At 69.4% G+C, this 26,445-nt stretch carries 27 protein-coding genes; 16 read left to right on the top strand and 11 right to left on the bottom strand.

The features are described from left to right. The first annotated feature begins 14 nt into the window (after positions 1-14). Positions 15-1,688: an ADP-ribosylglycohydrolase family protein gene (locus tag EAO73_RS19505; RefSeq protein ID WP_224756414.1), complete on the top strand. Its 1,674-nt coding sequence runs from the start codon at positions 15-17 to the stop codon at positions 1,686-1,688. Positions 1,689-1,715: 27 nt separating this feature from the next. Here the strand turns inward: EAO73_RS19505 and EAO73_RS19500 are convergent, their stop codons facing one another. Together EAO73_RS19500 and EAO73_RS19495 are read right to left on the bottom strand one after the other, a co-directional pair. After that, positions 1,716-2,249, bottom strand: coding sequence for an NUDIX domain-containing protein (locus EAO73_RS19500; protein WP_147972807.1), 534 nt, complete (start codon positions 2,247-2,249; stop codon positions 1,716-1,718). A 1-nt stretch (position 2,250) separates the two neighbouring features. Next, positions 2,251-3,609, bottom strand: coding sequence for a tetratricopeptide repeat protein (locus tag EAO73_RS19495; protein WP_147972806.1), 1,359 nt, complete (start codon positions 3,607-3,609; stop codon positions 2,251-2,253). A 228-nt stretch (positions 3,610-3,837) separates the two neighbouring features. On the opposite strand from EAO73_RS19495, the gene EAO73_RS19490 reads away from it, so the two are divergent. The 4 genes from EAO73_RS19490 to EAO73_RS19475 all read left to right on the top strand — a co-directional run bounded on the left by EAO73_RS19490 (position 3,838) and on the right by EAO73_RS19475 (position 6,887). Further along, positions 3,838-4,596 carry a hypothetical protein gene (locus EAO73_RS19490; protein ID WP_147972805.1) on the top strand — a complete coding sequence of 253 codons (759 nt, stop codon included), beginning with the start codon at positions 3,838-3,840 and terminating at the stop codon, positions 4,594-4,596. 75 nt (positions 4,597-4,671) lie between these two features. Continuing rightward, complete coding sequence (locus EAO73_RS19485; RefSeq protein WP_147972804.1) at positions 4,672-5,583, top strand: phosphotransferase family protein; 912 nt, start codon at positions 4,672-4,674, stop codon at positions 5,581-5,583. After that, positions 5,584-6,279, top strand: coding sequence for a class I SAM-dependent methyltransferase (locus EAO73_RS19480; protein ID WP_147972803.1), 696 nt, complete (start codon positions 5,584-5,586; stop codon positions 6,277-6,279). A 29-nt stretch (positions 6,280-6,308) separates the two neighbouring features. Next, positions 6,309-6,887: an HAD domain-containing protein gene (locus EAO73_RS19475; RefSeq protein WP_147972802.1), complete on the top strand. Its 579-nt coding sequence runs from the start codon at positions 6,309-6,311 to the stop codon at positions 6,885-6,887. A gap of 117 nt (positions 6,888-7,004) precedes the next feature. Here the strand turns inward: EAO73_RS19475 and EAO73_RS19470 are convergent, their stop codons facing one another. The 4 genes from EAO73_RS19470 to EAO73_RS19455 all read right to left on the bottom strand — a co-directional run bounded on the left by EAO73_RS19470 (position 7,005) and on the right by EAO73_RS19455 (position 11,795). Further along, positions 7,005-8,693 carry a relaxase/mobilization nuclease domain-containing protein gene (locus tag EAO73_RS19470; protein ID WP_147972801.1) on the bottom strand — a complete coding sequence of 563 codons (1,689 nt, stop codon included), beginning with the start codon at positions 8,691-8,693 and terminating at the stop codon, positions 7,005-7,007. After that, positions 8,683-9,294, bottom strand: coding sequence for a plasmid mobilization relaxosome protein MobC (gene mobC / locus EAO73_RS19465; protein ID WP_147973539.1), 612 nt, complete (start codon positions 9,292-9,294; stop codon positions 8,683-8,685). The genes EAO73_RS19470 and mobC overlap by 11 nt, the downstream gene beginning before the upstream one ends. Positions 9,295-9,609: 315 nt before the next feature. Then, entirely contained in the window at positions 9,610-10,824 is a 1,215-nt protein-coding gene (locus tag EAO73_RS19460; protein WP_224756374.1) for a DUF3631 domain-containing protein, read from the bottom strand. A gap of 743 nt (positions 10,825-11,567) precedes the next feature. Further along, a complete protein-coding gene (locus EAO73_RS19455) occupies positions 11,568-11,795 on the bottom strand; it encodes a helix-turn-helix domain-containing protein (protein WP_147972799.1) in 228 nt (75 codons plus the stop codon). A gap of 402 nt (positions 11,796-12,197) precedes the next feature. Between EAO73_RS19455 and EAO73_RS19450 the strand changes: the two genes are divergently transcribed. The 4 genes from EAO73_RS19450 to EAO73_RS19435 all read left to right on the top strand — a co-directional run bounded on the left by EAO73_RS19450 (position 12,198) and on the right by EAO73_RS19435 (position 15,379). After that, positions 12,198-12,464 (top strand): helix-turn-helix domain-containing protein, encoded by a 267-nt coding sequence (locus EAO73_RS19450; protein ID WP_147972798.1) that lies wholly within the window; start codon positions 12,198-12,200, stop codon positions 12,462-12,464. Next, positions 12,457-13,734 (top strand): tyrosine-type recombinase/integrase, encoded by a 1,278-nt coding sequence (locus EAO73_RS19445; protein ID WP_147972797.1) that lies wholly within the window; start codon positions 12,457-12,459, stop codon positions 13,732-13,734. The genes EAO73_RS19450 and EAO73_RS19445 overlap by 8 nt, the downstream gene beginning before the upstream one ends. A gap of 122 nt (positions 13,735-13,856) precedes the next feature. Next, positions 13,857-14,222, top strand: coding sequence for an effector-associated constant component EACC1 (locus tag EAO73_RS19440; protein WP_147972796.1), 366 nt, complete (start codon positions 13,857-13,859; stop codon positions 14,220-14,222). A 2-nt stretch (positions 14,223-14,224) separates the two neighbouring features. Then, entirely contained in the window at positions 14,225-15,379 is a 1,155-nt protein-coding gene (locus EAO73_RS19435; RefSeq protein WP_224756413.1) for a caspase family protein, read from the top strand. Between the two features lie 339 nt (positions 15,380-15,718). On the opposite strand, the gene EAO73_RS19430 is transcribed toward EAO73_RS19435, so the two are convergent. After that, positions 15,719-16,549, bottom strand: a complete 831-nt coding sequence (locus tag EAO73_RS19430) for a hypothetical protein (protein WP_147972794.1) — start codon at positions 16,547-16,549, stop codon at positions 15,719-15,721. A 325-nt stretch (positions 16,550-16,874) separates the two neighbouring features. On the opposite strand from EAO73_RS19430, the gene EAO73_RS19425 reads away from it, so the two are divergent. Continuing rightward, complete coding sequence (locus EAO73_RS19425; protein ID WP_147972793.1) at positions 16,875-17,477, top strand: TetR/AcrR family transcriptional regulator; 603 nt, start codon at positions 16,875-16,877, stop codon at positions 17,475-17,477. Between the two features lie 88 nt (positions 17,478-17,565). On the opposite strand, the gene EAO73_RS19420 is transcribed toward EAO73_RS19425, so the two are convergent. Further along, on the bottom strand, positions 17,566-19,074 hold the full coding sequence (locus tag EAO73_RS19420; RefSeq protein WP_147972792.1) for a SulP family inorganic anion transporter: 1,509 nt from the start codon (positions 19,072-19,074) through the stop codon (positions 17,566-17,568). 315 nt (positions 19,075-19,389) lie between these two features. On the opposite strand from EAO73_RS19420, the gene EAO73_RS19415 reads away from it, so the two are divergent. Further along, the gene (locus tag EAO73_RS19415; RefSeq protein ID WP_147972791.1) at positions 19,390-19,764 is read left to right on the top strand and encodes a VOC family protein; all 375 of its coding nucleotides are present in this window, start codon (positions 19,390-19,392) and stop codon (positions 19,762-19,764) included. Positions 19,765-19,841: 77 nt separating this feature from the next. Further along, positions 19,842-20,282 carry a hypothetical protein gene (locus EAO73_RS19410; RefSeq protein WP_147972790.1) on the top strand — a complete coding sequence of 147 codons (441 nt, stop codon included), beginning with the start codon at positions 19,842-19,844 and terminating at the stop codon, positions 20,280-20,282. Between the two features lie 47 nt (positions 20,283-20,329). Here the strand turns inward: EAO73_RS19410 and EAO73_RS19405 are convergent, their stop codons facing one another. Further along, complete coding sequence (locus tag EAO73_RS19405) at positions 20,330-20,611, bottom strand: hypothetical protein (RefSeq protein WP_147972789.1); 282 nt, start codon at positions 20,609-20,611, stop codon at positions 20,330-20,332. A 141-nt stretch (positions 20,612-20,752) separates the two neighbouring features. On the opposite strand from EAO73_RS19405, the gene EAO73_RS19400 reads away from it, so the two are divergent. Continuing rightward, positions 20,753-21,121, top strand: coding sequence for an arsenate reductase family protein (locus EAO73_RS19400; RefSeq protein ID WP_147972788.1), 369 nt, complete (start codon positions 20,753-20,755; stop codon positions 21,119-21,121). Here EAO73_RS19400 and EAO73_RS19395 read toward each other — a convergent pair. After that, positions 21,118-21,981: an alpha/beta fold hydrolase gene (locus tag EAO73_RS19395; RefSeq protein ID WP_147972787.1), complete on the bottom strand. Its 864-nt coding sequence runs from the start codon at positions 21,979-21,981 to the stop codon at positions 21,118-21,120. The genes EAO73_RS19400 and EAO73_RS19395 overlap by 4 nt on opposite strands. A 70-nt stretch (positions 21,982-22,051) precedes the next feature. On the opposite strand from EAO73_RS19395, the gene EAO73_RS19390 reads away from it, so the two are divergent. Further along, the gene (locus EAO73_RS19390) at positions 22,052-22,534 is read left to right on the top strand and encodes a MarR family winged helix-turn-helix transcriptional regulator (protein WP_147972786.1); all 483 of its coding nucleotides are present in this window, start codon (positions 22,052-22,054) and stop codon (positions 22,532-22,534) included. A gap of 19 nt (positions 22,535-22,553) precedes the next feature. Here the strand turns inward: EAO73_RS19390 and EAO73_RS19385 are convergent, their stop codons facing one another. Beyond that, a complete protein-coding gene (locus EAO73_RS19385) occupies positions 22,554-23,480 on the bottom strand; it encodes a Gfo/Idh/MocA family protein (protein WP_147972785.1) in 927 nt (308 codons plus the stop codon). Between the two features lie 253 nt (positions 23,481-23,733). Here EAO73_RS19385 and EAO73_RS19380 point away from each other — a divergent pair, with 253 nt between their 5' ends. Both EAO73_RS19380 and EAO73_RS19375 read left to right on the top strand, forming a co-directional pair. After that, on the top strand, positions 23,734-25,218 hold the full coding sequence (locus EAO73_RS19380) for a hypothetical protein (protein WP_147972784.1): 1,485 nt from the start codon (positions 23,734-23,736) through the stop codon (positions 25,216-25,218). After that, positions 25,215-26,330 carry an ARPP-2 domain-containing protein gene (locus EAO73_RS19375; protein WP_147972783.1) on the top strand — a complete coding sequence of 372 codons (1,116 nt, stop codon included), beginning with the start codon at positions 25,215-25,217 and terminating at the stop codon, positions 26,328-26,330. Before EAO73_RS19380 ends, EAO73_RS19375 begins: the two co-directional genes overlap by 4 nt. Positions 26,331-26,445: the final 115 nt, after the last annotated feature.

Below are 26,445 nucleotides of genomic sequence, written 5' to 3'. Positions count from 1 at the left end.
ACAGGGCCTGCGGCATGCTGGTTGGAGCAGCCGTCGGGGACGCCATGGGCTGGCCCTATGAACGACGCGACCGAACAGGCTCACTCCCGCCCCTCAGTCAAGTATCTGGACGATTCTTCCCTTGGCCCCGGATGGCAGGCAGCCGCTTCCGTCCGATCTCCGAAGAGATCGGTTCAGGCGAGTACAGCGATGACACCCAGATGCTGATCGCAGTGGCCCGCGCCCGCCTCACCTCAGGGGACGACTGGCTCCACTGGCTACAGCGCGTGGAATGGCCTGCCCTCCTAGATTACGAGCGCGGAGCCGGCGCCAGCGTCAAGCGGGCCTGTCGAGCTTGGGAGAAGCACGGAACGGCATGGGGGAAGAGAGCCGATGATCGCGCCAAGTACTTCAGCACTGGCGCCAACGGTGCCGCCATGCGCATCGCCCCTCACGTCATTGCGCACCATGAAGGTTCGTTCGGCGCGTTGGCTACTGACGTCACTAGCGACGCGGTAACTACCCACGGGCACCCCAGAGCCATTCTGGGCGCTTTGGTGCATGCATATGCCCTTTGGGTCAGCATGCGACAGCCTGCGCCATTGGCCTACGGATGGCTGATCGAGGCAACCCTGGACGGCTTGAAGGACTGGCGGGAGCCCGTTTGGCAAGGCTTGGACCAGTCATGGCTCGACGCCGCGTCTAAGGCATTTGCGCCCAGCTACGAACGCGTCTGGGACGATACGGTGTTGGAGGTGGAGGACCTCCTCAACAGCGCCAGGACTACCTTGGAAAGCGGGGCGCTCAGCGCTCCCTCCAGCTACCTTGAATCGCAGGGGCTGACACGGGTCAAGACTCGTGGATCAGGAACACTGTGCGCGGTGGCAGCCATCTACCTTGCAGCCCGTTCCGCTGCCAGCCCCGAACGCGGCATCAGCGTTCCCGCACGCCAAGAGGGGGCGGACACGGACACATTGGCATCCATGACCGCCAGCTTGCTCGGTGCTGGGCTGGGGCAGGAGTGGCTCGGTTCATACGGCCGAACAGTCCAGGACGGTCAGCTGCTCGCCACGCTGGCCGAGAAGCTGCTGTGCCCAGTTTCCACAGTGGTACCGCTTCCTTCCCCGGACGAAGCCGCTAGGGCACGGTCTAGCTTCCAAGAGGCGCTCAACACCGTCGAGAGCGGTGGCAGCCTTCTGCTACCAGATCGGCGCGAAGCACGCGTAGTCGCCCGGGAAGACCTGAGGTCTGGTGAGTGGGGCGCACGGCGCACACAACTCCTCACCTCAGATGGCCAGAATGTCTTTCTAATCCGCGGAGTTCACAGGGCGAAGACGAAGCCTTCGGATGACGTCCACCCCGCACCACCAGATGTCAGCGCGCGCCTTCAGGGGGTGTACTTGCCAGTAGCCGACATCAGCCGTGTGAAGGAAGCCCTCACCTCGATGGGACTATCATCAACCCGCTACGGCAACGACTGGGTCTCGTACGAGAATCTAGTCCTAAGGCAACTGCAAGTCCGGGAAAAAGCAACGGACACCCCAGTTGCCCAACTGCGTGTCGCTGTCGAAGACACTCCGGCGGTGTGGGAGCGCGTGCGCGGAATGCAATTCGAAGGCGGCCTGCAGCGCAACGGAGCTGCCTTCTGGGTTCGCGTCGATACCTACCTGATCGTCGCAGTGAACAACGCAGAACCGCCAGTCTCATGACGGATTGAGAAGCCAACGTCGGAACCATCATGACCAGCTATCCAGTGAAACCTGCGGGCCACCAGCGAGGTAGCAGGCAAGAGCGCTGGCCGTGGTATCAACGAACTCCTCGGGAATGGCCTCGACGTCGACCCAACAGACTTGGGAGTGCTTGCGCGGTTCGCAGTTGGCGGGTTCGCCAGTCCATTTGTGGGCTGCGAAGACGACAGTCAGGAATCCGTTGGGTGCCTCGACTCCCCAGGCGCCGTGGATGATGTGAGCGACATTCAGGGCCTCCGGCTTCACCGTCAGGCCAGTCTCCTCATACAGCTCGCGGACCGCGGTCGCGGTGATGGGTTCGCCAGGTTCGCTCTTGCCCACCGGCAGGTCCCACATGCCCTGGGCGAACTTGGCATTCTCACTTCGTTGAAGGAGCAGGACGCGATTGGTCGCCTTGTCATGGACGATGACGGCGGCGACCAGCAGGGTCATGGATTCGAGGGCGGGCTTGAGAGCTTTGGGCTGGTCCTCGGTCTGCTGCTGAATCACAATGGTCCTCTCATCGGCCGGGTTGTCGGGCATGTTAGGCGAGTGCCTCCCGCGCACGGCGGGCCAGTTCGGAGGCTCCGGGCACCTTGCGTCGTTGATAGATCACGAGGGTGGACCGGAGCGACGTGATCGCCTTGCGGGTGCGGTCCGAGGTCATGCCCTCCATCAACGTCACGGCCTGGCTCCAGGCGGCGACGGCCTCATCGGCGCGGGTCTGTGCGGCCAGGCTGTCACCAAGGTCGGCGTACGTGAGGGCATGGACACGCTTGTACTTCTCCGGGTCCCAGCGGGTGAGCGCGTCGCGGTGCTGCTGCTCTGTCCCGACGTGGTCGGCGAGGTCGGTCAGGGTGCGGGCGGTATGGCTGGCTACGGTGCCGGCGGCCGGGCCGCTGACGCGGGAGTAGCTGGGCTGCGGGCCGTCCTCGCGGAGCAGAGCATCTTCCGCGGCGAGCAAGGCGCGGGCGGCGTGTGGCCGCTCTCCCGTGGCTGCGTAGGCGCGGGCGTGGGTGATGTGAAGGAGGGCTTCGGTCTGGCCGTCGATGTGGCCGAGGCCACCTGCGAGCGCGGCTTCGGCGAGGTCGATGCAGTGGTGGGGCTGCTTGAGGCTGAGGGCCTGGTGGGCGAGGGCCCGCATCATCCAGGCGGCGTGGCCGTGGGGGTCTGCCTCACAGGCGAGTTGGTAGCCAACTTGGTAGTAGCGCTGGGCGGCGCCTTCCTGGCCGAGGTCGTGGTGCTTCCAGCCTGCCAGGTAGGCGAGTTCGGCGACCGCGCCGAAGGCGGCTCTGCGTAAGGCGTCAGCCGGAAAGCGGGCGCGGAGCATGGGGGCGGCTGTGTCGGCAAGGTAGGCGGTCACAGTGGTCAGCCCGTGGCCTCCGCCCAGGCGTTCGTCGGCGGCGCTGAAGGCGGCAGTGATCTGGCGTACGACGTCCACGTCCTCCGCTCCCACCAAGGCCGTGCCGGTGCGGGCGCGGAGCATGCGGGCGGCGGCCTCGTGGTCGTACACGAGGGGCATGGCGACGCCGGCGGTGGTGAAGGCGGCGATGGCGAGGAAGCGGCGGCGTTCTACGTCGGCGCGGCCGAGGTCTGTTGCGGCAAGGACCGGATCCGGGTTCGGTTCGTCGGCCGCGGATTCCAGTTCAGTCAGGCCGAGCTCGACCTGAGTGATGTTCCTGTGGGCGCGGCGGGAGAGGGCTTCGGCGAGGTACTGGCCGGTCCTGCCGGTGGGCTGGCGGGCACCGCTTACCCAGTGCGAGATGGCTGACTTGTTGGTCTGCAGCATCTCGCCGTTCTCCGCAGCCACACGGCGGACGTCCTTGGCGAGGGCCTCGAAGGTACAGCCGACGGCCTCGATGATCTCGCGCAGGCGGGAGTTGGGCTCTCTCGGCGCTGCCACGCTCGCCTCCACTCCGGGGCTGTAAACCGCGTATACCGCTTGGCCTGCCCTTCACCGTACCCACTGAGCGTGACGGGCGGTTCACTAATCATCAGCCGCCCGGAACGGTTCCAGGTCCAACCGTGAATCCAGGCTCCCCACTTGGCCGGGCGGCCCCAAGTTCCGTACGCCCGCTCCGGGTCGGGCACTCCTATGCCCGAACCCGGCCGATCAGAGACGGAGACCCCGGTGACCATCATCGACACAGCACCCGCCACGACCATCACGGTCGAACTGCCCGACGCATTCGACGAGCGCTGGAGCCGCCTTCCCGGCATCCAGGTCGAAGGCCGACGCATCAGCATCGATCCGGCCGAGTATTTCTTCCGCTTCGAGTCCAACACCTGGCTCGTCGCCGACTGGGAGCTGGTCAAGTCCCAGCTCCTGGACGTCGACGAGACCACACAGAGCGCGGTCGAGCAGCTCGCCCTCGACTTCGTGAGGTCCAACGCCTCCTCCACGTCGGACGCGGCTCAGGTAATGGCCACCGCGTACGAGGTGTACGCGTACCTGTTCCGCGAGGAGCACCTCGCCGGCCTCGGCCTTCCGCAGATCACCCCGGCACACCTGCGGATGCTCCGCGAGGCGGCCACCCTGATGGCGTTGAACAAGGTCGAGCTGGACGGGCACATCTCGAACGTCGGCCCGTGCTGGTTCTTCCCTGCCGCCACCTCCGTCGTCTTCGACCTGGACGACGAGACCGGCGGCATGCTCGACGAGGTCTACCACGGCGGCTGGTTCAACGAGCACCGCCGCATCGAGTCCATCAAGGCCCACGCCGCACTCGGCGGGCGGCTCGTGCACGGTTGCCAGTCCGTGCCGGACCAGTCCGGCGGCGTCATCGCGCCCTACGGTGCCTCGATGGCCAACTTCCGTGACGACCTTGCCCAGTTCAAGGCCGAATGGATCGACCAGGTCTACGCCCACCGCGTGACCAGCGCCGCATAGCGCGTACCGGACCTGGCTCCGGGGCGGGCCGGCACCTTCGCCCGCCCCGGACGCCCTCAACCACAGGAGTCCCCCATGGATGCGGCCCTCAACGCCGAACTCTTGGACAACGTACTGACCGCCGCCGGGCAGCCCGCCGCGAAGCGCGCGGAGGTACGCGTCTGGTCCATGTCCGGCGTCGAACGCCTGACGTTCCCCGACGGCGCCACCGCCATCTTCAAGTACGCCAAGAAGCCCTTCGACAGCGAAGATCAGGCCCTCCGCCTGGCTGACACCCTCGGCGTCCCGGTCCCCAAGGTGCGGGCCTCTGCGGTGCTTGACGGCTGGCTCGGAATGCTGCTGGAGGATCTCGGCGCCCCTATCCGGGATGCCGATGACCTCGACGGTGCTGCCGCAGCGGTGGTCCTGCACCACACCCGCACTGCCGCTGCCCTGCCCGTCCTCGACGGAGAAGCCCTGCGCTCCTTGCCCGGCCGGGCACTGGATCACCTCGATCAGCTTCGCAAGGCCGAGCGATGGCAGGATGCCGACGACATCGAGACCGCACTCGACCGGCTCGCCCAGGCCGCCGAAGCACGCTCGGCCGGAACGACGATGGCGCCGTTCGGCTGGGTGCACTCCGAGTTCCACCCCACCAGCCTGCACATCGGCCAACGCGGCTGGCGCCTACTGGACTTCGCCCGTGCCTTCACGGGCCCCGGCCTGCTCGACCTCGCCAGTTGGCACGGCACCCTCGACGAGCCGGAACCGTACCGGCTTCGGGTCTTCCTCGAGCAGTACGTCGCCGAGGGCGGCACCCCCGACGCCCTCGCCGTGCGGGGCGGTCTCGCCGCCGAGCAGTGGGCGCTGGGCTGGCACCGGATGTGGGCAGTGGAGTGGTTCATGGAGCAAGCCATCCGATGGATCAACGACCCGGCCACCGACCCCGCGTACATCAAGGTCGTGCGCCGCCATCTCACCGATGCCCTCCGGCTCCTGGAGGTATAGATGCCTCTCGCTCAGGCATCTCCCTGGCACGCACACGCACTCCAGCGCACCGCCGCCGGGCCCGCCACAGCGCTACCTGTGCGAGCCCGTATGGAATGGACCACCAGGCCCGGTAGCGGCCCAGGTGCAGAGATCCTCGGTCCCGACCTACACGGGAGGCGGCTGCTCGAACTCGGCTGCGGCCCCGGCCACAACGCCGCCCACCTCGCCACCCGGCAGGGTGCGCGCGTCACCGGCCTCGACCTCGTGGGCCTTCAGATCCGCAGGGCCCGTACCCACTACGGCCGACTCAGCAACCTCACCTTCGTCGCCGGCCACGCCCTGCACTACCTGCAAGCCAGCGACGAGCAGTTCGACGGCATCTACTCGGTCTTCGGCGCCGTCGGCCTGGTCACCCCCGAGCTCCTGCTCCCGGCCATCGCCCAGCACCTGAAACCCGGCCGCACTCTGGCCTTCACGGTGCCTCACCCCGAACGCGGAGGCCGTCGCCCGTCACTGGACGACCGGCCACGCCGCGATCACGTCCTGCTCCCTGACCGCACCCGGCTCCCCGTCGCTCGCTGGGACTTCGACGCCGGCCGCTGGGAGACACACCTCAACCGCGCGGGCCTCTGGGTCACCTCGGCCCAGGAGTTCCATGACGCCCGTCACGGTCGCTGGCCCACCACCTTGCTGATCACTGCCCGCAAGCTCTGATCCCTGCTCCAGCTCCCTTGGAGGTACCGATGCGCCGGCCTTTCCTGCTCCTCGACATTGACGGCGTCCTCATTCCGTTCCCGGCCGAAGACGGGGCCACCCCGGCCACCCACGTCCGGCACGACGTCGTTCCTACCGGCCGGAGCGCCGAGGACTCCGTCGCCGTCTGGCTCAACCCCGACCATGGCCCTCTATTGACGGACGTGTTCCGTACCGGCCTGGTCAGCCCGGTCTGGTGCACCAGCTGGCGCAGGGACGCCACCACCTTGATCGGCCCGCTCCTCGGCCTCCCGACCCTGCCGTACGTGGACCTCCCCCGCCCGCAGATCACCACCAGTCACCCCGACGGCTACCTCTGGAAGCGCGACCATGTCGAGACCTGGCTCGGCGACGCACCCGTCGCTTGGATCGACGACGACTTCACCAACCTCGACCACGCCTGGGCCGCAGAACGCACCGCCCGCGGCTCGGCGACCCTGCTCGTCCAGCCAGACCCCCACGTCGGGCTCCGATGCGAGCACCTGGCATGCGTGCGGGCGTGGGCCGCACAGCTGATCACCACGTCGACCGGAGAGCCGACAGCCACGAGCAAGGTCCAAGCCGCGTGATCTACCCGGCGCACAGGCAAGTTGATGCCCTCGCCGCGACGAGCGGCGAGGGCATCCGTACTCGCTCAGCACTGCTGATTGAGGCAAGACTGCCTCGGTTACGGGTGGCCGCTGCTGCTACCGATGTCGGCCGCGTTCCTCGGTATTCGTACTCATCGTGGAAGACGCGGGTCGTGTCGCATTCGGCGCAGGTGACACGGGCACCGTGCTGGCGCGAGTGCTTGGTGTCCGTGCCGCCTGTGCGCGCTTGTTCGGCTGTGCGGTGATGCGCCAGTTGAGGACTTCCGCCGGACGTTCAGCCGTGTCGAGCTCTCGGCTGGCGGCCACTTCAACGAGGAGGCGCCTGGTGTCGTAACCAGCAGTTTCCGCTCGGGCGAGCGTGGTGGCCAAGGCCGGCCAGGCGACGTCGGCGAGGACACGCTCGGCATGGCCGGGTATTGCCTGGCGTACTGCGGCCTCGAAGCGCTGCACGGTCTGAGGGCGTGGGGCGCGACGGGCGAGGTCCGCCAGGACGGGCTCGGCGGCTTGGCGGTACACCTCCTGAAGGTGGCGGAAGGCTTCCTCGGCCGCGGCGGCCTGCTGCTCGTGGCCGCGCTGCTCGTGCCACTTGGCAGCGGCTCGGGCCAGGTGCAGGGCGGTGAAGATCAGCGCAATGGTGAGTCCGCCCGGAATGTTGGCGGCGTGGGTGAGTTCCCTGGCTGCATGACGGAGTTCGGCGGCCGCCTGGTGATCGGCACGGATCGCTGAGCGGCGTGCGCGGTTGAACGCCCCTGCTGCCGCTTGAAGTTCAGCCTGATGAGGGCCGGGTGCCCTGCGGGCCAGGTTGTGCAGAGTGTCGGCGAAGGCATCCAGATGGTCCTGGGCGGCGGCGGCGTCGCCCGAGTCGAGCACGGCGAGAGCCGTACGTGCGGCGGATTCCGTACGACGCCACGGCTCACCCGGATCCGCCATCCACTCCGGTCGGTCCGCCACATCCTGAGTGGGGAGGCGTTCGGTCAGCCGGTTGTACGACAGGTCGGGAGCTAGCGCGGAGCCGCCGAAGAAGATGCTGTCGCCGGGAGCGGCCAGGCTGTAGCCGTCCACCTCACCGGTCTTGGCGCTGACGCGCGGCTTGACCTGGATGCCCAGCGACGCGAGCACACTGAAGTAGTCATCGATGTTGCGGACAGCGGCAGCAGCCTCGTACGCGTGCTCGCGCAGCCATTCTCGCGTGGTCAACTTCTGGCCCAACCGCTCGGCCTTGGCTCGCTCCGCCCCGGTAGGCGTCCTGGGTGCGGTCAGGTCTCCGGACTTGAGACGGCGGAGCCCGAACTCGGCCTCGATCCTTCGGCACTCCTGCTGCGCCCGCCAGCCATCCCGATTCGTACGCGGACGGCGGCCGTCGGCGCGGACGCTGGTGGCCAGGATGTGGATGTGGTCGTCCGCGTGCCGCACGGCGATCCACCGGCACGCCTGCTCGTCGCCTTCGGGGGCGATGCCTGTGGCGGCGACGACGCGGCGGGCAACGTCGGCCCACTCGGCGTCGGTCAGGTAGCGGTCGCCAGGCGCGGTGCGAACCGGGCAGTGCCACACGTGCTTCGGCGGCTTCTGCCCACCCAGCTCGCGGGTGCGCAGATCGACGTGATGGTCGAGGCGGCGGGCGAGCTGGGTGTACGTGGCTTCGGGGTCGCGGCCGGGGTCGGGGGCGCCGGCCATGCCCCAGGCCGCGACGATGTGAGGGTCGGTGTGCTCGTCCCGACGGCCCTTGCCGAAGAGGTAGTTGATCAACCCGAGGGTGCTGGAGCCGGTGGAGACGTCAGGCACCATGGCCGGCCCCGCCTTCCGCTACGAGTTCGTCCACCAACTCGTAGCTGCGCTGGACGGCCCGATCGACGTGGTCGAGTACGACCTCGGTCTGCTCGGGAACAGCTCCGCTGTTGATGGCCACGGTGATCTGGTTGAGGTTAGTGCCGATCCGGTTCAACGTCTTGATGTGCGACTCGATGGCCTCCACCAGCGGGCGGACGGGATCGTCCTCCGGGCTGCCGGTCATGTTCGCCTTGCCAAGCGCGACGGCGAGGGCGGCGTCCCCGACGAACCCGGCGAATGTCAGTCGGCGCCGCTTGGCTGCCTCGTCGATGAGGCGCACTGCGGTCGCGGTGAAGCGGATCTTCTTCTCTTGGTCTCGCTTCTCAGTGGTACGCCTGCGGTTCAACCGCGCGGGCAGCGAGAGGGCGTCGGGCTCACGCCACGAGAGCTGCTCAACAGGCAACGGAGGGCGGGCAGATGACTCGGACGACGGGACGGCGAGCTCGGCGGGCAGTTCGTCGCATACGGCGGAAGGGTTGGCGGCGGACGTAGCGTTGGGCTCGGTCACCCCCTCTCCCGGCTCGGGTGCCCGCTGGCGCTCGGCCTCCTCCCCCGCCACCCCAGGGGCGGGGGCAAGCGCGGACGAAGCCCCGTTAGGGGCTCGAACGCTCCAGCTTGCTGCTGTTCGTGCGCTGAGGCCGAGCCATCCCCGACGGCGAGGGGTGCGGTGGTTTTCGGTGTCGCTGTCGGGCATCGTGGTGCTCCAGTGTCTTGGGGCGGTGCGGTGTCACATCCGTTGCATGCGTCGCATGCCTGGTCAGCACAGGTACGGACGGCCGGGCAGGTACGGATACATCCGTCCCGGTGAGAGAGTCCGTCCCCGCGCTGACCTGCGCGGGGACGGATGCGACGCAGCGATACGGACCTGTTGCGGTCAGGGCGTCCGCTTCGACCCGGCAGGTCCTCCGGGCAGGCCGACGGGGAGCGAACCCGCCGGTGCGGTAGGCGGCTTGCGTTGCGTCGGGCGGTCAGTGGAAGTGCCGTATGCGGGCTCTGGCGGAGCCTCCGCCTGGGCCAGGTCGGGGCAGTGGCGAGCCCAGGCGTCCAGGAACCGGTTACGCAGATACGCCTTGGCCTGTTTGCCTTGGTCGAAGCGATAGTTGACCGGGCCGATGCCGAAGTCCCGCAGCAGATTGCCCAGGTGGTAGGCGTTCAGACCCTTCGCGCCGTGATCCGCCCACGGAGCGTCCGCGTCCTGGATCAGGGCAGCCACCAGGTCCAGGGTGGGCAGGGCCTCGGGGTTCTTCGCCCGCTCGAAGATGCGGTGGATGTCTCGTAGCAGTCGTGTCTTCAGGCTGGTCTGTTCGTCCTGCACCGCCTCGTGCCGGGTCATGGCCAGGCAGGCGGCGCGGGCCTGGGCGGGCCAATGACCGCCGGCCAGGTCGGCGATGATGACCAGCGGCTCCCAGGTGTCCGCTGCCCGGTCCTCCACCGGCATCGCCGGAACCATGCGGGCAGCCGTGCCGCGTAGCGGCCCAAGCCAAGCAGCCAACCGGTCACGCAGAGCGTTGAGTTCAGGCGCTGCGTATCGCGTCCGGAACGGGGCGACCTTCTCGCCGGGCTTGCGCTTCTGCATCCGCAGTACGACCGACCGGTCGGTGATCGTGTCCGGCAGGTCACCGATCCCCGCGATGGCGGCCATCGCGAAGGTGGGGAACGGGGTGGGCTTGTGTTCCGGCCCGGAGATCCGCCAGGCCGGTCGGTTGCGCTGGTGCCCGGCATTCAGCAGACCGCGCAGGATCTCGCTGTCGCCCGCTGCCTTGGGGCTGAAAATGGTGTCCGCCTCGTCCACCAGCAGAGTGGGCGGGATCTTGCCGATGGTGCGGAAGATGACCGCCGGCGAGGTGTTCACGGTCATCATCGGGTCGTGGACGGTCTCGTAAAGCACGTCCAGGACACGGGACTTGCCGCAGCCCTTGGTCGGGCTCATCACCGCCAGGCGTGGCGCGTGCTGCAGCGCGGTCTGGATGTGCGTGGCCGCCACCCACAGGGTGACCGCGGTCAGTGCTTCCTCGCTCGGCAGCACGACATACTTGCCGATCGTCGACCGCAGCTCGTCGAGCAGCACCGCCCCCTCACGATCGGTCACGTCCCCACCGTCCCCGGTCCCCGATCGGCAAGTATGTCGTGCTGCCGAGCGAGGAAGCACTGACCGCGGTCACCCTGTGGGTGGCGGCCACGCACATCCAGACCGCGCTGCAGCACGCGCCACGCCTGGCGGTGATGAGCCCGACCAAGGGCTGCGGCAAGTCCCGTGTCCGTCCCCGAATGGTCATCCGTCCCCAGCTCCCGGCGGGGACCGAAACCCCCGTCCCCAAGGCGCTGCGATGCGTCCCCCGACGGTCCCGGCGCGTCCCCGCTGCGGTCCCCGAACTCGGTCCCCATCGCACTGACCTGCAGACCAACAGCAGAATCAGAGCTTCGGTCGGCGGCAGGGACCGGTCCCCAACCGGCAATGTGGATATCCGGCCCCCGACATCCCGTCCCCGTGTACCGGTCTCGTTTTGGGGACCGTGGTGGTCCCCATCGACCGCAATGGCCATCTGTCCGGGGACGGCATCCACGGACAGCGTGTCCTCGTGGTCCCGGGCGAGCCTGGGGATTCCCTGGCCGGGGACGGCGACCGTGGGCCAGGCAGGTTTGGGGGATGCGCCGGCGGCTGGGGTGGACGTAGAGTCCTCCATAGACGTTCCTCTCCGATGAGGGCAGGTCCGGCAAGACCCGCCCTCACCCGTTCGTTCCTTCAGATATGGGCGATCAGTTGGGGAATCCTCGGCCCTCGGCGGTGGCTCGCCGGGGGCCGCTTCGTTGTCCCCGTGGGTTGTTGCAGGGTCAGACCGTGAGGTCGTACGAGGTCTGCGCGTCCAGCCACGCGTCCACCTCCCACCACCGGTAGCGCAGGTGCCGGCCGACCTTGTGCACGGTCGGGCCGATACGGCGATGGCGCCACTGGTAGAGCGTCTTCACGGGCACTCCCAGGTAGGCCGCGACCTCCTCCGGCGTGGCCAGCGGGACAGGACCAGTACCGCTGGGCGCTGCGGCACGAGGGGTTCGAGGCATAGGGGCTCCTTCAGGGAAGTGGCGGGGGTGGACAAGACAGCCACAGAATTACCTACCGCGTCCAGCGGCATTGTGCGGAAATTCCACGGCCACCCCAAACAGCTTGTCGCCGGGTGGGATAAAAACCGTAGACCCGGATCCCCGGTTGCCGAAATCGCACCGGAGGCAGGGAGATTCTGTCCACGTTCTCGGCAGACGCCCCGGTCGCCCCAATTCATCCATGTCGCCATGACCGACCACAGGTCAGCGATCCATCCAAGCACCCCCGCGACAACGGCGCGGGACCGTAGCACGAGAATCCGGCTTCACCGAACCGCCCGAATTGCCAAGCACCGCCGAGTTTTCACAACTCCTTGAGCAACCCTTGCCATGGCCGCCGAATTCGAGTTACAGCTATCTGTCATGGCAACCCGACCCATTGAAATAGGCCCGGCCGGAATCCAGGCCGCGCGCAATATCGAGACCCTGCGTCTGCTGCGCGGGCTCTCCCAGCAGACCCTCGCCGAGCGGTGCACCGCCCTCGGCCGACCCATGACCAACATCGCCCTCAGTCGCACCGAACGCGCCCGCCGCCGGTGCGACATCGACGGTCTCGTCGCCATCGCTACCGCACTCGGCGTCTCGCCGAGCTCCCTGCTCACGGCCACAGTTGCGGGGCAGCGTGGCTGAGCCGTACGACCGCTGGCACAAGAAGCGGCCGCAGGCCGGCGACGAGACCTGCACGGCCCACAAGAAGGTCCCGTCCCGCGAACACGGTCGCGGGAAGCGATGGTTGGCCCGATGGCGCGACCCCGATGGGCAGCAGCAGAGCGAGAGCTTCGACCGGTACGAGGACGCCCGCCAGCACCTCACCAAGATGCAGGGCAGCGTCGACGACGGCACATACATCGACCCGAGGAAGGGCGAGGCCCTGCTCAAGTCGGTGGCCGAGCAGTGGCTGGCGAACCAGACGTTCGACAACCCTCGGACGTACGCCCAGTACGAGTCCCGGGTCCGGAACCACATCATCGGGCCACTGGGTTCGCTCAAGCTGCGCCAGATCAAGGCGTCCACCGTGCAGACCTGGATCAAGCGGCGGTTGCAGGTGCTCGACGAGACGACTGTCGGCCTGGTCTTCACGCACCTGTCATCGATCCTGGCCATGGCCGTGGACGACGACCTGATCGCCAAGAACCCTTGCGAGACCGGCTCGGTGAAGCGCGTGAAGCCCCGGCGGTCGAAGAAGGCCGCGAAGGACGTACCGCTGTCATGGGAGCAGACGGACGCCCTGCGACTCCACCTGCCTGAGCGCTACCAGGCCACGGTCGACTGCGGCCGGGGACTGGGCATGCGGCAGGGCGAGATCTTCGGGTTCAGCCCGGACGACATCAACTGGCTGCAGAAGGACAAGGTCGCCCACATCCGCCGCCAGATCACCCACGACCGCGGCACGCTAGTCTTCGCCCCGCCGAAAGGCGGCACGGACGACGACCCCAAGGATCGCTTCGTGCCGGTCGGCGATCCGCTGGCCTTGCTGCTCAGCGAGCACATGCGCAAGCACCCGCCGGTCGAGGTCACCCTGCCGTGGATGACCAAGGACGGCGAGCCGGTCACCGTACGCCTGGTGTTCACCACGCGGGAGCGCAAGCCGCTGAACGGGAACTACTTCAACTACCTCTGGAAGAGCGCTCTTGAGGCGATCGGCGCGATAACGGCCCTCAACGACAGGCCCGTTGGCAGGGGCCGTAAGTGGGAGAAGTGCCGCAACAAGATGATGCACGCCCTGCGGCACCTCTTCGCCTCCGAGGCGATCAACGAAGGCGTCGACGTCTACACCCTCGCCGATCTCCTTGGCCATGAAGACCCTGCGTTCACGCTCCGCCGCTACGTCCATCGTGTGACGGGGGCCGTGGAGAAGGCCCGCAAAGCGATCGGCCGACGATATCGAGCCGCCGCATAGATCCTTCTGCGTCTCGTTCTGTCGGTCCAAAGAGCGGTTGGTCGAAGAGGGCCACTTCGGCTACGGCCGTACACGACGATGATGAGGACCGCCAAGCCCGGAGTGCGAAAGAGGGGGACGACATGCGCGTCGAGATTCGTGTGGAGCCAGCGGATGACGAGCTCCGCTCCCTGCTGACCTGGCTCCGCCGCGACCCCGACATCCGGCGTACTGCCAGCGTGGAGCTGTGCGAACAACCGCCGCGCGAGGGTGAGATGGGGGCGGTCGCCGACGTCCTGCAATTGGTCACTGAGAATGGCTGGAGTGCCGCGAACTTCGCTGTGGCGCTTGCCGCGTGGAAGCAAACGCGGCGGCGCGCCGAGCGCGTGACGGTTCGGTACGAGGATCTCGTTGACGCCTTGACCGACTGCAGCCCCGAGGAGATCGAGCGCATCACGCGACTGCTCCAAGAGGGCCGGCAAAGCGACGAGGACGGCTCGGCGAGTTGAGCGTGTTCCCGGATCCTGGCGCTTCGAGGGCGGTATTGATCGGGACGAGCACCTACGATTTCCTCGAGGATCTCCCTGCCGTCGCCAACAACCTCACCTCCCTGGCAGATCTGCTTACCGGGCCCGCTTCGTGGAATCTCAGCAGTGACGCCTGCGACGTACTCGCTGACCCGCCCAGCGCGACAGCCGCAATGGACACGCTGTGGGAAGCGAGTGACACGGCAAGAGACACGCTGCTCGTGTACTACGCAGGACACGGCCTGGTCACGCCCGAGGGTGAGCTCTACCTGGGGCTCCCCCGGTCCAAGCAGCAGCGTGTCGATACCGGCATCCCGTACAACTGGCTCCGTGATGCCCTGCTGGACGGGCGAGCGGAGCGGACCGTCGTCATTCTCGACTGCTGCTACGGCGGCTTGGCCCTCGGAACAATGGGTTCGTCGGACTTGGCTGTCCAAGCTGACGTAGAGGGGACGTACTTGCTCGCCGCGGCCTCGGAGAACCGCCAGGCACTCGCGCCACCGGGAGAACAGCACACGGCCTTCACCGGTGAACTGCTCTCTCTCCTCACCACCGGTATCGCGGGAGGCCCCGAGCAGCTTGACCTCGACAGCATCCTGCGCGAGCTGAGGAGGTCACTTTCGGCGAAGGGCCGGCCGGTTCCCCAAGGGCGGGAGCGCAACAGCAACGGCCGGCTCGCGCTCAGCTGGAATCCTGCGTTCAGCCGTCCGCCTGTGTCCGGAACCCCGAGCGGTAAGAGTGAGGACCGCCGTGAATGGCCGGACCCCGCAGGCATCCGCACCGTCGAGGGGTTCTTCAGCGCTCTGGGCCAAGTGCGCATCACCAGCGCTCTCAGCCACGTCGCCATCAGCCATCGCTCCGGCGGGCAAATCGCTCCCGGGACGGTCGGCGGCCTGCTCAACCGTAAGGAACTACCCAAGACATGGCGGACCACGGACGTCTATCTGACCGCCTGTGGGGTCCCTGACGAGCAGCTGGACGTCTGGCGACAGTGCTGGGAGCGCCTTCGGTCCGCTCCTCTAGCTGAACGCACGGCTGAATCCGAAGAGACACGTGAGCACAGTCAGCAGCACTCAGCCGCCTCGTCACCTTGGAGGCGAACCATTCGGAAGCTAGCGGGACGACGAATCCGTAACTGATTGGGACGTCCGCTGAGGCTCCGGCGTCGTGCCGTCGCCGTCGTTGCTGAAGAGGGTGTTCCAGGCAGCGATCAGCAGGATCACACCGACCACGATCACCCAGAGCGGAGGCCGCTTGACCTTGCTGGACGTGGTCGTCGGCCGCACGTAATGCGCGGCTCGGTAGTACCCCTTCCGCGGCTTCGCCATGGTGCTGTACCCCCGGTTCAATGCCCTTAGCCGTCAGGTGTGGAGTGTGGCAGAGGCCCTGCTCCGGCGACCGGTCAATGGAGTGCAGCGGCCGGATCTGGTCGGCGTGCGGCGCTCGGCGACTCCTTGTCACTGTCGCAGAAGGCGTGATCAGCCATTGCCCGAGAGGGGCGGCGTTCCCAGAGCCGCGCGTACCTCGGCCGTGAATTGCTCGCGGCTGGCTTCACGTGCAGCTTGGTTGCGCCTCAACAGGTCGACCACTGCCGTGGCTTGATCAGCAAGGCTCGCCAACTGATCAAGGTTAGCCTGAAGGTCACCCAGGGTCTCCTGGGAAACCGTCTGATATCGGTTGCCGGCCTCCAAGTACTCAGCCAGAAGAGGGTGGCCGTCAACGCTTTCACCGCTCTCCTGCGCACCCGCCAGGAGCTCACGCAATTGGTCTGCCTTGTTCGTAAAGGCTTTTGTGGCAGCGTGTACCCCATCGATGTCGCCAGGACGTCCGTCCAAAACCAACGTTCCGGCCTCGGCCTCTCGCAAGAACTCGGCAGTGGCGTCTACGTCCTGCTGCATCGTCTCGGCCAGTTCCTCAGCCGCCTGCGTCACCGCTGGAGGCCCCAAGAGAGCGATGCGTCTGGCACGCTCCGCCATGTGGCCCGCAGCCGCTCGCAGTGGTTCCACACCGGGCGGGTCGCTCTCGTGCGGATCAGCTGACGCCCGAGTGAGACGGAGGCACTCGTCCCAGGCTTCCAGAAACCCTTCGTAGGCAGTCAGGCGCTGTTGCCTCAACCAATGAGCGTGCTCAGCAGTTGCCTGGTCCTCTACCTGTCGTCGGGCTGTCTCAGCGTTCTTGTCAGCGCCGGCCTTCGCGGCTCGTGCAGCGACAACAGCTCCCACCACGGTGCCCGCCAGGCCGAACACGGCGGCCACGAGTGCGATCAATAGCTCGTCCACAACGGCCATCATTTCCGGGGCGCCGACCATGGGGAACAACCCGGCTGGCCATAATCAACGCCGCGCACCCGCATCCCTTGCCTGCGTGAAGTGCACCGGTTGTGCACCGCCCCTCCATGACCGATGCATCTATGCAGGTCAAAGCAGCTTCTAAGCTGTACTTCGACCTCTAAATCGCGCGGGCCGGATCCGCTCTCGCGCGCTCCGGCCGGTATCCGGTCGTTTCAAGGGCCGTGCCTTCCCCCGTCGAGGGGGAAGGCACGGCCCTTGGTCATTCGTGCCCGGAGCGTTCACCCAGAGCGGAGTGAGGACTCACTCATTGACGGAGTGAGCACTCACTCCGTATGGTCGGGGCATGACCGAATCCAAGGAGAACCCGACCACCCGCCGCCGCGCACCCGGCATGTCGCCGGAGCAGCGGCGCGCGATGATCATCCAGACCGCGATCCCGCTGATCGCCGAGTACGGTTCCGCCGTCACGACCGCGAAGATCGCCCGTGCCGCGGGCATCGGGGAGGGCACCATCTTCCGGGTCTTCGCAGACAAGGACGAACTGATGCAGGCATGTGTGGCCGAGGCGCTGTCCCCCGAGCACGCCGTCCGTGAGCTCGACGGGATCGATCTGACCCAGCCGCTGTCCGACCGGCTCGTGGAGGCGGCGGAGGCGCTCCAGGCGCACATGGCCAGGATGGGCGCGATCCTCGGGTCGCTGGGGCATGGCGGCGGCAAGCACCCCGGACCGGTGCGCGGCGCGGGGCGCAATGAGTCGTCGGCCCGGATCCGCGCGGCCGTGGCGGAGTTGCTGGAGCCCGACCGGGCCGCCCTGCGCCGGACCCCGGAGCAGATCGCGGCGCTCTTCTTCGGGCTGCTGTTCACGCAGCCGCGTACGGAGGACGAGCCGGACCTCACCTCGCGGGAGCTGGTCGAGGTCTTCCTGCACGGGGCCGTCGCGGGGTAGGCGGTCCGGGTCCCGGGGCCGGGCGGCCGCTCCCCCGGGCCCTAGGTGCCCGCCTGGTTCCGCTCCCCCGGGCCCGGGGTGCTTCGCCTCAGTGCCCGCCGGTCAGTTCGCCGCTGAGGGTGCCGTGCAGGTCCGCGCTCGGGCGGTTGAGGCCCACGATCTCGACCGTCTTGCCGCGTCCGGCGTACTTCGTTTCGATCGCGTCCAGGGCCGCGACAGAAGAGGCGTCCCAGATGTGGGTGGCCGAGAGGTCGATGACCACCTTGTCGGGGTCGGTGGCGTACGCGAAGCGGTTGACCAGGTCGTTGGAGGAGGCGAAGAAGAGTTCGCCGGTCACCGAGTAGACGACCTGGCTCCCGTCGGGGTCGACGACCGCGGTGACGTCGGCGAAGTGGGCGACGCGGCGGGCGAAGACGACCATGGCGGTGACCGAGCCGACCACGACGCCGATCGCCAGGTTGGACGTGGCGACGACGACGGCCACGGTGAGGACCATGACGGCCGTCTCACCGACCGGCATGCGCCGCAGGGTCTTCGGGGCGATGGAGTGCCAGTCGAACGTGGCGAAGGAGACCATCACCATCACGGCGACCAGCGCGGCCATCGGGATGTCGGAGACGACCGGGCCGAAGGCGATGCAGAGCACCATCAGGAAGGAGCCGGCGAGGAACGTGGAGAGGCGGGTGCGGGCCCCGGAGACGCGGACGTTGATCATCGTCTGGCCGATCATGGCGCAGCCGCCCATGCCGCCGAAGAAGCCGGTGACGATGTTGGCGACGCCCTGGCCGACCGACTCGCGGGTCTTGTCGGAGCGGGTGTCCGTGATGTCGTCGACCAGCTGGGCGGTCATGAGGGATTCCATGAGGCCGACCAGGGCCATCGCCAGGGCGTAGGGGGCGATGGTGGTCAGGGTGTCCAGGGTGAACGGCACGTCGGGCAGGCCGGGCACGGGGAGCGAGGAGGGCAGGTCGCCCTTGTCGCCGACGGCCGGGACCGCGAGGCCCGCCGCCAGGGTGATGGTGGTGAGCACGACGATGGAAACCAGGGGCGCCGGGATCACCCGGGTGACCTTCGGGAAGAACACCATCAGCAGCAGGCCGCCGGCGATGAGCGGGTAGACCTCCCACGGCACGTCGTGCATCTCGGGCACCTGGGCCATGAAGATCAGGATCGCCAGGGCGTTGACGAAGCCGGTCATCACGGAGCGCGGCACGAACCGCATCAGCCTGGCGATGCCCAGAGCGCCCAGGACGATCTGGAAGAGGCCGGCCAGGATCACGGTGGCGACCAGGTAGCCGAAGCCGTGCTCGCGGTTGACCGGGGCGATGACCAGAGCGACGGCGCCCGTGGCGGCGGAGATCATCGCGCGGCGCCCGCCGACGATTGAGATCGTGACCGCCATGGTGAACGAGGCGAACAGGCCGATCGCGGGGTCCACTCCGGCGATGATCGAGAAGGAGATGGCCTCCGGGATCAGGGCGAGCGCGACGACGAGTCCGGCGAGGACTTCGGTGCGCCACACCTTGGGGTCGGCGATCCAGTCGGGCTTGAGGGCACGCAGCCGGAACGGGGACGCGGGCGTGGCGGAGGAGGACAAGAAGGCGTACCTGTCGGTCGGGGGACGGCGTCCACCAGGTCCGCGGTGGCCGGGCGTGGAACCTGCACACGCGTACGCGCGCGTCCTCGGGCGCCAAACAACTGTACACACCCGGCCCCGCACCCCTAGGGTCGTACCCGTGAACACCGGACCGGCTATACGCCATGCACGGAACGGCTATCCGGTGGTGGGCTGAGCCCCCGCCGGAAGCGCCCCCTCGGGCGTTCCGCATGCCGGACACGAGGACCTCCCCCGGCTCGTACAGCGTCGCGTTTTCCCCTGTGCCGAGCCGAAGAGATCAAGAGGTCATCAAGCGTGTCCGTTTCGTTCAACCACACCATCATCGCCGCCGTGGACCGTCATGCGTCCGCGCGGTTCTTCCGGGAGCTGCTGGAGCTGGACGAGGCTCCGTCCTGGGGGCCGTTCGTCAACATCCAGCTGGAGGACGGCGTGCTGCTCCAGTTCGCCGAGCCGCCGGTGGAGATCCAGATGCAGCACTACGCGCTCCTCGTCGACGACGGGTTGTTCGACCGGGCCTACGGGCGGCTGGTCGAGGGCGGGATCGAGCACTGGGCGGACCCGCAGATGAAGCGGCCCGGTGAGACCAACACCGAGCACGGCGGGCGGGGCGTCTACTTCAAGGACCCGGCCGGGCACGCGATCGAGCTGATCACGCGGCCGTATCTGTAGCCCTCCGGATCCGCGGCCCCCAGCCGGACGGACGCGGAGGGGTCGCGGTGCGGGGCCAAAGCGCGGAGGCTGGGTGGATGAGTGAGCAGGTGCCGCCCGGCGAACCGGTCCCGCCGCCGCCTCCGCGGCGGCGGATGTGGCCGTGGGTGCTGTTGCTGGTCGCCGTGCTGCTGGCGCTCGCGGCGGGTGCGGTCACGGCGGTGCTGTCGGACGTGCTCCGCTCGGAGGGCTCGCAGAAGGTGCACATCCGGTACGAGGTGACGGGCAGCGCGCGGGACGTGGTGCTCACCTACAGCACCTGGCGGGGTGAGGAGTTGTCGACCGGGCGGCTGGCGCTGCGGTCGCTGCCGTGGGCCGGGGAGCTGGACACCAAGGGCTTCATGAGCGGCGGCTCGTTCGTCGTGAGCGTGGGCCGGGGTGGTGGTGACGTGTCGTGCGCGGTGACCGTGGACGACGGTACGCGGCGTACGGACTCGGCCTCGGGTGCGTACGCGACGGCGACCTGCGACGGGTACTGAGAAGGGGCGGGTCCCCGGGGTCTTCCCGGGGACCCGCCCCGCGTCGGTCAGCGGCCGTAGCGGATCAGGGCGCGGACCATGCGGCAGGTGGTGTCGGACGGCGGGTGGATGGCGAGGCGCTCGGCGGTCGCGCGTATCCGGGCGTTGTTCGCGGTGGACGGGATGTAGACGCCGGTGTCGAGCAGGGCGATGGCCAGGCGCATGGCCTTCAGCCGGCGGTTGTGCGAGACGTACCACTCACGGGGCCGGCCGGCGGGGAGCGGCTTCTTCTTCAGCGGCTGGTGCAGGGGCTTGTCGAGCGGCTTGGTCGTGACTGCGGCAACGGCCATGGGCAACCTCCTGGCACGGTGGCGGAACTCGTCGGAACCCTCACGATCTGTGTTCCATTCTACTGCCCGGCACTGACAATCGCCCCTGGCCAGAGGGGTTTTCGGCCCACTCGGCGAGGTCCATCCCGTACCTTTGGCCCCATGGAGATCTGGATCAATCCCGCGTGTTCCAAGTGCCGCAGCGCGGTGCAGCTGCTCGACGCGGAAGGGGCCGATTACACGGTCCGCCGTTACCTGGAGGACGTGCCGGCGCCGGACGAGATCCGGGCCGTGCTCGACCGGCTCGGCCTCGAACCGTGGGACATCACACGGACGCAGGAGGCGGAGGCGAAGGAGCTGGGGCTGAAGGACTGGCCTCGTGACGCGGATGCCCGGGAGCGGTGGATCGCGGCACTCGCCGGGCACCCGAAGCTGATTCAGCGGCCGATCATCACTGCGGAGGACGGCACGGCGGTCGTCGGCCGGTCGGAGGAGGCGGTCCGGGACGCGCTGGGACGCGGGGCCTCCTAGCCGACGAACTCCGTGATCCTGCGGTTGAGTTCGGGGGCCGTCGGGGCGTGCAGAGGAAGCGCGTGGTGGGAGACGTCCGGCAGGACGGCCGCCTCTGCCCGGGGCAGCAGCCGGTGCGCGACGGCGGCCGCCTTTTCGGCGTCGTGGGCGCGGCTCCGGCCGGCGAGGAGGACGAGTGTCGGCACGGCGAGTGCGCGCAGGGCCTCCGGCTTCGGGCGGGGTCCGGTGACCGGGCGCGCCGAGGGGAAGCCGGCCGCCGCCTCCCGCAGCCGCAGCCAGTGGGGGTCGAGGGCGGCGCCGCGGGTCTCCCAGCGCAGGAAGGCGCGGGTGCGGGCGGCGTTCGGGCGGAGCAGCATCGGCAGGGCGTGGAGCAGGTAGTCGGGGCGGAAGCCGCTGAAGCAGCCGGTGGGATCGAGGAGGATCAGCTTCCGGAGCCGGTCGGGTGCGCGCAGGGCGTAGTGCAGGGAGATCCAGCCGCCGTACGAGTGGCCGCCGAGGGCGACCGGTTCGGTGGCGCCCAGGCCGTCGAGCAGGGCGTCGAGCCAGCCGCGGAGGTCGTCGACGCTGCGGATGGTGCGCTTCCCCGCGGTGCTGCGGCCCGGTTCGCCGATGAGGTCGACGGCGTGGACACGGTAGGTACGGCCGAGTGCGGCGGCCTGGGCGTACCAGGCGGTGGAGGTGGCGCCGCCGCCGGGGAGCAGCAGCAGGGGCGGGGCGTCCTCGGGGCCGTGACTGTTGAGGTGGGTGGTGCCGTACGGGGTGGGGACCGTGGTCGCTGCGGTGCCGGGGGGCCAGGTGGCGGCGAGGGTCTCGTCGTAGGCGGCGAGGAAGGCCGGGCTCGCGGGCGGGGTGGATGTCATGGTTGCTCCCTGGACTCCGTACACCTGGATATTATCTCGCTGAGCGAGATAATATGGGGAGAGGCCGGAGATGGGCGAGCAGGGTTCTGAGCTGGACATCGTGCATCTGTTGCGGCGGGTGACGTCGGAATTCGGGCTGCGGCAGGCGGAGTTCGCGGCCCGGCACGGGATGCATCCCACCGATGTGCGCGCGTTGGTATGCCTGCTGGACGCGGAGCGCGAGGGGAGGGGAGTCACCGCCGGGCGGCTGGGGGCGGAGCTGGGCCTCAACTCGGCGGGCACTACAGGACTCATCGACCGGCTGGAGCGGCTGGGGCATCTGGCACGGACGCGCGACGAGCGGGACCGGCGGCGGGTACTGCTGCGGGTAACCCCGCAGGCGGTGGAGCTGGGGTGGGCGGCGTTCGGCCCGGCGATCGGGAGCGCCGTGGCGCTGCTGCGGGAGTTCGATGCGGGGGAGGTCGCGGCAGTACGGCGATTCCTGGACGGGTTCCTGGCGGCGGTGTCGAAGGTGTCGGCCGATGAGGAGGGCGGGGCGGGGTCCGACGCCTGACCCCGCCGCGCCTCGGCCCCTACTTCCCCGCCGCCGGCCGGGCTTGCGCCTGGGCCTCCGCCTCCGCGAGGAGTTCCGTCAGCCGCAGGCCGAAGCGTACGTCGCAGGGGTGGGCCTCGCCCGTGCGTACCGAGGTGATCAGCGCGTCGACCGCCGCCGCGAACGCGTCCACCGCGCCGTCCCACCTCGGAAGCGAGGCGATGCCGTGCTCGCCCCGCAGGACGACCTCGACCCCGGCGGCGGCCGTCGGAGCGCCCAGGGAGAGCGTCACCGTGCTGGAGGCTCCCGAGGTGTGGCGCAGGACGAGGTGGTGGACGTCGGAGGGGCCGCGGGCGGCGGTCAGTTCGGTGACGTCGCCCAGGAGCGGGATCAGGACCGAGAGGGCGTGCGGGCCGACGTCCCAGAGGCCGCCCCGCTCGCGGCGCCAGGGCGACGCGGCGTACTCGCTGTCGCTGCCCGGGGCCCACAGCGCGCCGATCCAGTCGGCGCGGGCGGTGAACCAGTCGCCCACCGCGCCCTGTTCGGCGATCCACGCGGCGGTCTGCGGGGCGAACCTGAGCGTGCAGAACACGACGGACGCCACCCGGGCCTGCTCGGCGGCCTCGGCCACCTCGCGTGCTCCGGCGACCGTGGTGGCGACCGGCTTGTCCATGATCAGGTGGCAGCCGGCCGCGGCGGCGCGGGCGGCCAGCGGGGCCTGCACGTCCGGCGGCAGCGCGAAGGCGACGGCGTCGCTCACGGCGAACAGCTCGTCGAGCCCCGTGTCGCCGGAGAAGGCGGGGGCGCCGTACACCCCGGCCAGCTCCCCGGCCGCCTCCGCCCGGCGGCCCCACACCCCGCTGAGCACGACGTCCGGGTGGGCGGCGAGCGCGGGGGCGTGGGTGTTGCGGGCCCAGGGTCCGGTGCCGGCGAGGCCGATGCGCAGGGGGGTCTCGGGTGTGGTCATGGGGACAGTCTGCCTGGTGGGGGCCGCTGGGCCGAGGCCCCGGTGCCCCGTCGCGGTGGCCCGGAGGCGGCGGGGCCGCAATGCGGTGGCGTGGGCCGCGCCCCGGAGGTTACGTTGGCCGGGCCGGCCGCGGGACTCCGGTGCGACTTCCGGGACTTGCCTCTGAAGCAATCATTTCGCTGCTCGCGCCCCCATTCCCCGGCCGGCTTCCGCATGCGCGCACCGCCGTACGGAACACCACGGGGGACCCACCATGACGACTGCCGCAACCGGCACCGAGACCTTCGCCGACCTCGTCGCCGCCGAGGACGTGCTCCTCTTCGTCAACGCCGCGATCACCGCGACCGGGCAGCGCGAGTTCCGCTCACAGGCCGGCTCGCAGCAGCTCTCGCTCGACTTCCTGCACGCGTACGTACGGGTCAACTACCGCCGGGTGTACGCGGCTTCGCTGGCCCTGGACATCAACGACCACAACGCCGTACGCATCGTGCGCGGCCTGCTGGAGCATGCCGCCGAAGCGTCGGTGGAGGAGAAGCGGGCCGAGGGGACGCTGATCGCGGCCCGGCTGGCGAAGCTGCCGCCGCAGCGCGTCTACCGGCTGTTCGGGGAGCTGCGCACGGCGAAGGTGAACAACCGGCGGACCCGGGCGATCATGCGGGACTGGCTGGCCGCGCGGCCGGACGCGGCGCACGACGCGGTGAAGTACCGGACGGGGATGAAGGCCGCCGTCCGCCATGCCCACCTGCCGCTCGACGGGGTCCGGAACGTGCCGGACGGGGAACTGGGCGCGTTCCTGTTCCGGCCCGGGAGGCTGCCGCGCTACGAGCACCGGCTGCTGGACGCCTGGCGGCGCGCGCACTACGAGCAGGGCGCGGTCGGCGAGCTGCCGTTCACGGTCGCGGAGGGCTTCGCGGCCCGGCACGGGATGAAGCGCGAGGCGTTCGTGGAGCGGATGGTGCCCCGGATGACCCGGCTGGAGCGGCTGCGCACGCAGGGGCAGCGGGGAGCTGGTGCGGACACGCTGCCGGACGTGGATCTGACGGTGATGCCGCTGACCCGGCTCGCCCTGTACGTCCTGTCGCTGGACCGGGACGCGCGGGTGCGGCACCGGGCGGAGCTGACTCACGCCCTGCGCGCCGCCGCCCGCCGCGCGGCCGGTCCGCATGCGGGGAGCTGGGGGCGGGTGGCCGCCGTACTGGACGACAGCTACTCCTCGTCGGGTTCGGGCGAGAAGCGGCGGCGTCCGCTCGCCGTGGCGCTGGCCTGCCACTTCCTGCTGGAGGCGCTCGCCGCCCCCGGCGCGTACACCCCGCTGTGGACCACCGGGGCCCGTGACCCGCTGCTCGTACGCCCGTGGGGGCCGACCCCGCTCGGCACCCGGATCATCGACGCGCTGGAGCACGGCCCGCAGCGGCTGGTGATCGTCTCGGACGGCTGGGACAACGCGCCGCCGGGGCTGGCGGGCGAGGTGTTGCGGGTATGGCGGACGCGGCTCGACCGGGACCGGCGGACGGCGGTGGTGCATGTGAACCCCGTATACGACGCGGCCGGTTTTGACGTGCGGCGGCTGTCCGCGAGCGTGCCGACGGCGGGCATCCGGGACGCGGAGGATCTGCCCGCGCTGGTGGAGATCGCACGGTTCTCCGAGGGGCGCACGGGGGCCGCCGAGCTGTACGCGTATCTGGACCGGCAGGTCGCCCGGTTCACGGGCACGGGCCGGGAGGGAGGGCCGCGATGAACAGGCTGGAGCTGACCGGGCTGACCGCCCGTCCTTCGCAGGTGTGGGGCGGCATCCGCCTGGTGCCGCTCGTACGCGAGAGCCCCGTCGACGGGCTGCGGCTGCACCGCGAGGTGTACGGCGGCCCCGGGGCGGTGGAGGTGGGGCCGCGCAGCCACTACACCTCGTACATCCCGCACGGGTTCGTCGCCGACTGGTCCGGCGAGGGGACACAGAGCGCCGCGTACGGAACGCAGTTCGGCGTGGAGGACGGCGCTCCGGCCCGGACCGTGCGGCTGCCGCGCCACCGCCACCACCGGCTCGCCAAGCGGCGGCCCGGTGACCGGCTGCGGTTCCTGCCGCTGCATCTGGCGCTGGAGGGGTATCTCGCGCTGCACTTCGGGGGGCCGTCGACCGCCTGGGAGGAGTGGTCGCGGCAGGCGCTGCGCGACGGGCTCTCGCCGCGCGCCGAGGACGCGTACCTGGGGTGGTCGGTGCAGGGGCTGGGGGACGCGCTGCGGGCGTTCGAGATCCACCCGGGCCAGTGCGGGGTGATGGTGTACGCGGCCGACGCCCTGGCCGCCGCCTTCGTCGTCCCGCACCCCGACGACTACCGCCTTCTGCACCCGACGCTCGTGGAGGACCTGTACGGGGAGCTGGTGCACCAGTACGCGCATTTCGGGGCGCCGGTGCCGGAGTTCGGGGCGCGCATCGCGGACGGGCCGGGGCTGCGGTCGCTCGACGGGCTGCGGGCGGCGGCGCGGGAGCAGGAGCGGGCGTGGGCCGAGGCGCACGGGTCGCTGTTCGCGCGGGAGCTGCTGGACAGCTCGTACGCCTTCGACCGGGTGTACCGGATGGGGGCGTTCACGCTGTGGCGGTTCCTGCCGCCGTTCGTACGCGACGGGGCCGGGCAGCACATCGGCGAGACGATCACCGACCACAAGGGCCGGGTGGCGTACCTGAAGACGTTCCGGCTGTCCGACGCGCAGATCCGGCGCGGTCATCTGCTGCACCGGCTGGCCGGCTCCGACTGGCGGCTCCCGGACGCCGCGCGGGCGCTGGGCACCAGCGAGGAGGAGCTGCGGCGGCGGATCAGGAGCGCGGGCTTCGAGGCGCTGCTGAGGCACCGCTGAGGGGCCGGGACAGTGGGGGAACGCTGCCGGAAACCTCGGTAACACGGGGTTCACACGAGGGCAACGGTCGGGAAATCGCGCCTTGCGAAGCTGCACGGCATAGACCGCAGCACCC

The organism is Streptomyces sp. col6, assembly GCF_008042035.1.
Classification (GTDB): Bacteria; Actinomycetota; Actinomycetes; order Streptomycetales; family Streptomycetaceae; genus Streptomyces.
This window is presented reverse-complemented; position numbering and strand designations above follow the sequence as displayed.

Coding starts and splice junctions, on each gene's coding strand:
- EAO73_RS19425 (WP_147972793.1), top strand. CDS start 16,875: ATGACCGAATCCAAGGAGAACCCGACCACCCGCCGCCGCGCACCCGGC.
- EAO73_RS19400 (WP_147972788.1), top strand. CDS start 20,753: ATGGAGATCTGGATCAATCCCGCGTGTTCCAAGTGCCGCAGCGCGGTG.
- EAO73_RS19485 (WP_147972804.1), top strand. CDS start 4,672: ATGGATGCGGCCCTCAACGCCGAACTCTTGGACAACGTACTGACCGCC.
- EAO73_RS19375 (WP_147972783.1), top strand. CDS start 25,215: ATGAACAGGCTGGAGCTGACCGGGCTGACCGCCCGTCCTTCGCAGGTG.
- EAO73_RS19470 (WP_147972801.1), bottom strand. CDS start 8,693: ATGGTGCCTGACGTCTCCACCGGCTCCAGCACCCTCGGGTTGATCAAC.
- EAO73_RS19480 (WP_147972803.1), top strand. CDS start 5,584: ATGCCTCTCGCTCAGGCATCTCCCTGGCACGCACACGCACTCCAGCGC.
- EAO73_RS19395 (WP_147972787.1), bottom strand. CDS start 21,981: ATGACATCCACCCCGCCCGCGAGCCCGGCCTTCCTCGCCGCCTACGAC.
- EAO73_RS19380 (WP_147972784.1), top strand. CDS start 23,734: ATGACGACTGCCGCAACCGGCACCGAGACCTTCGCCGACCTCGTCGCC.
- EAO73_RS19430 (WP_147972794.1), bottom strand. CDS start 16,549: ATGGTCGGCGCCCCGGAAATGATGGCCGTTGTGGACGAGCTATTGATC.
- EAO73_RS19500 (WP_147972807.1), bottom strand. CDS start 2,249: ATGCCCGACAACCCGGCCGATGAGAGGACCATTGTGATTCAGCAGCAG.
- EAO73_RS19455 (WP_147972799.1), bottom strand. CDS start 11,795: ATGCCTCGAACCCCTCGTGCCGCAGCGCCCAGCGGTACTGGTCCTGTC.
- EAO73_RS19505 (WP_224756414.1), top strand. CDS start 15: ATGCTGGTTGGAGCAGCCGTCGGGGACGCCATGGGCTGGCCCTATGAA.
- EAO73_RS19410 (WP_147972790.1), top strand. CDS start 19,842: ATGAGTGAGCAGGTGCCGCCCGGCGAACCGGTCCCGCCGCCGCCTCCG.
- EAO73_RS19385 (WP_147972785.1), bottom strand. CDS start 23,480: ATGACCACACCCGAGACCCCCCTGCGCATCGGCCTCGCCGGCACCGGA.
- EAO73_RS19390 (WP_147972786.1), top strand. CDS start 22,052: ATGGGCGAGCAGGGTTCTGAGCTGGACATCGTGCATCTGTTGCGGCGG.
- EAO73_RS19405 (WP_147972789.1), bottom strand. CDS start 20,611: ATGGCCGTTGCCGCAGTCACGACCAAGCCGCTCGACAAGCCCCTGCAC.
- EAO73_RS19440 (WP_147972796.1), top strand. CDS start 13,857: ATGCGCGTCGAGATTCGTGTGGAGCCAGCGGATGACGAGCTCCGCTCC.
- EAO73_RS19475 (WP_147972802.1), top strand. CDS start 6,309: ATGCGCCGGCCTTTCCTGCTCCTCGACATTGACGGCGTCCTCATTCCG.
- EAO73_RS19450 (WP_147972798.1), top strand. CDS start 12,198: ATGGCAACCCGACCCATTGAAATAGGCCCGGCCGGAATCCAGGCCGCG.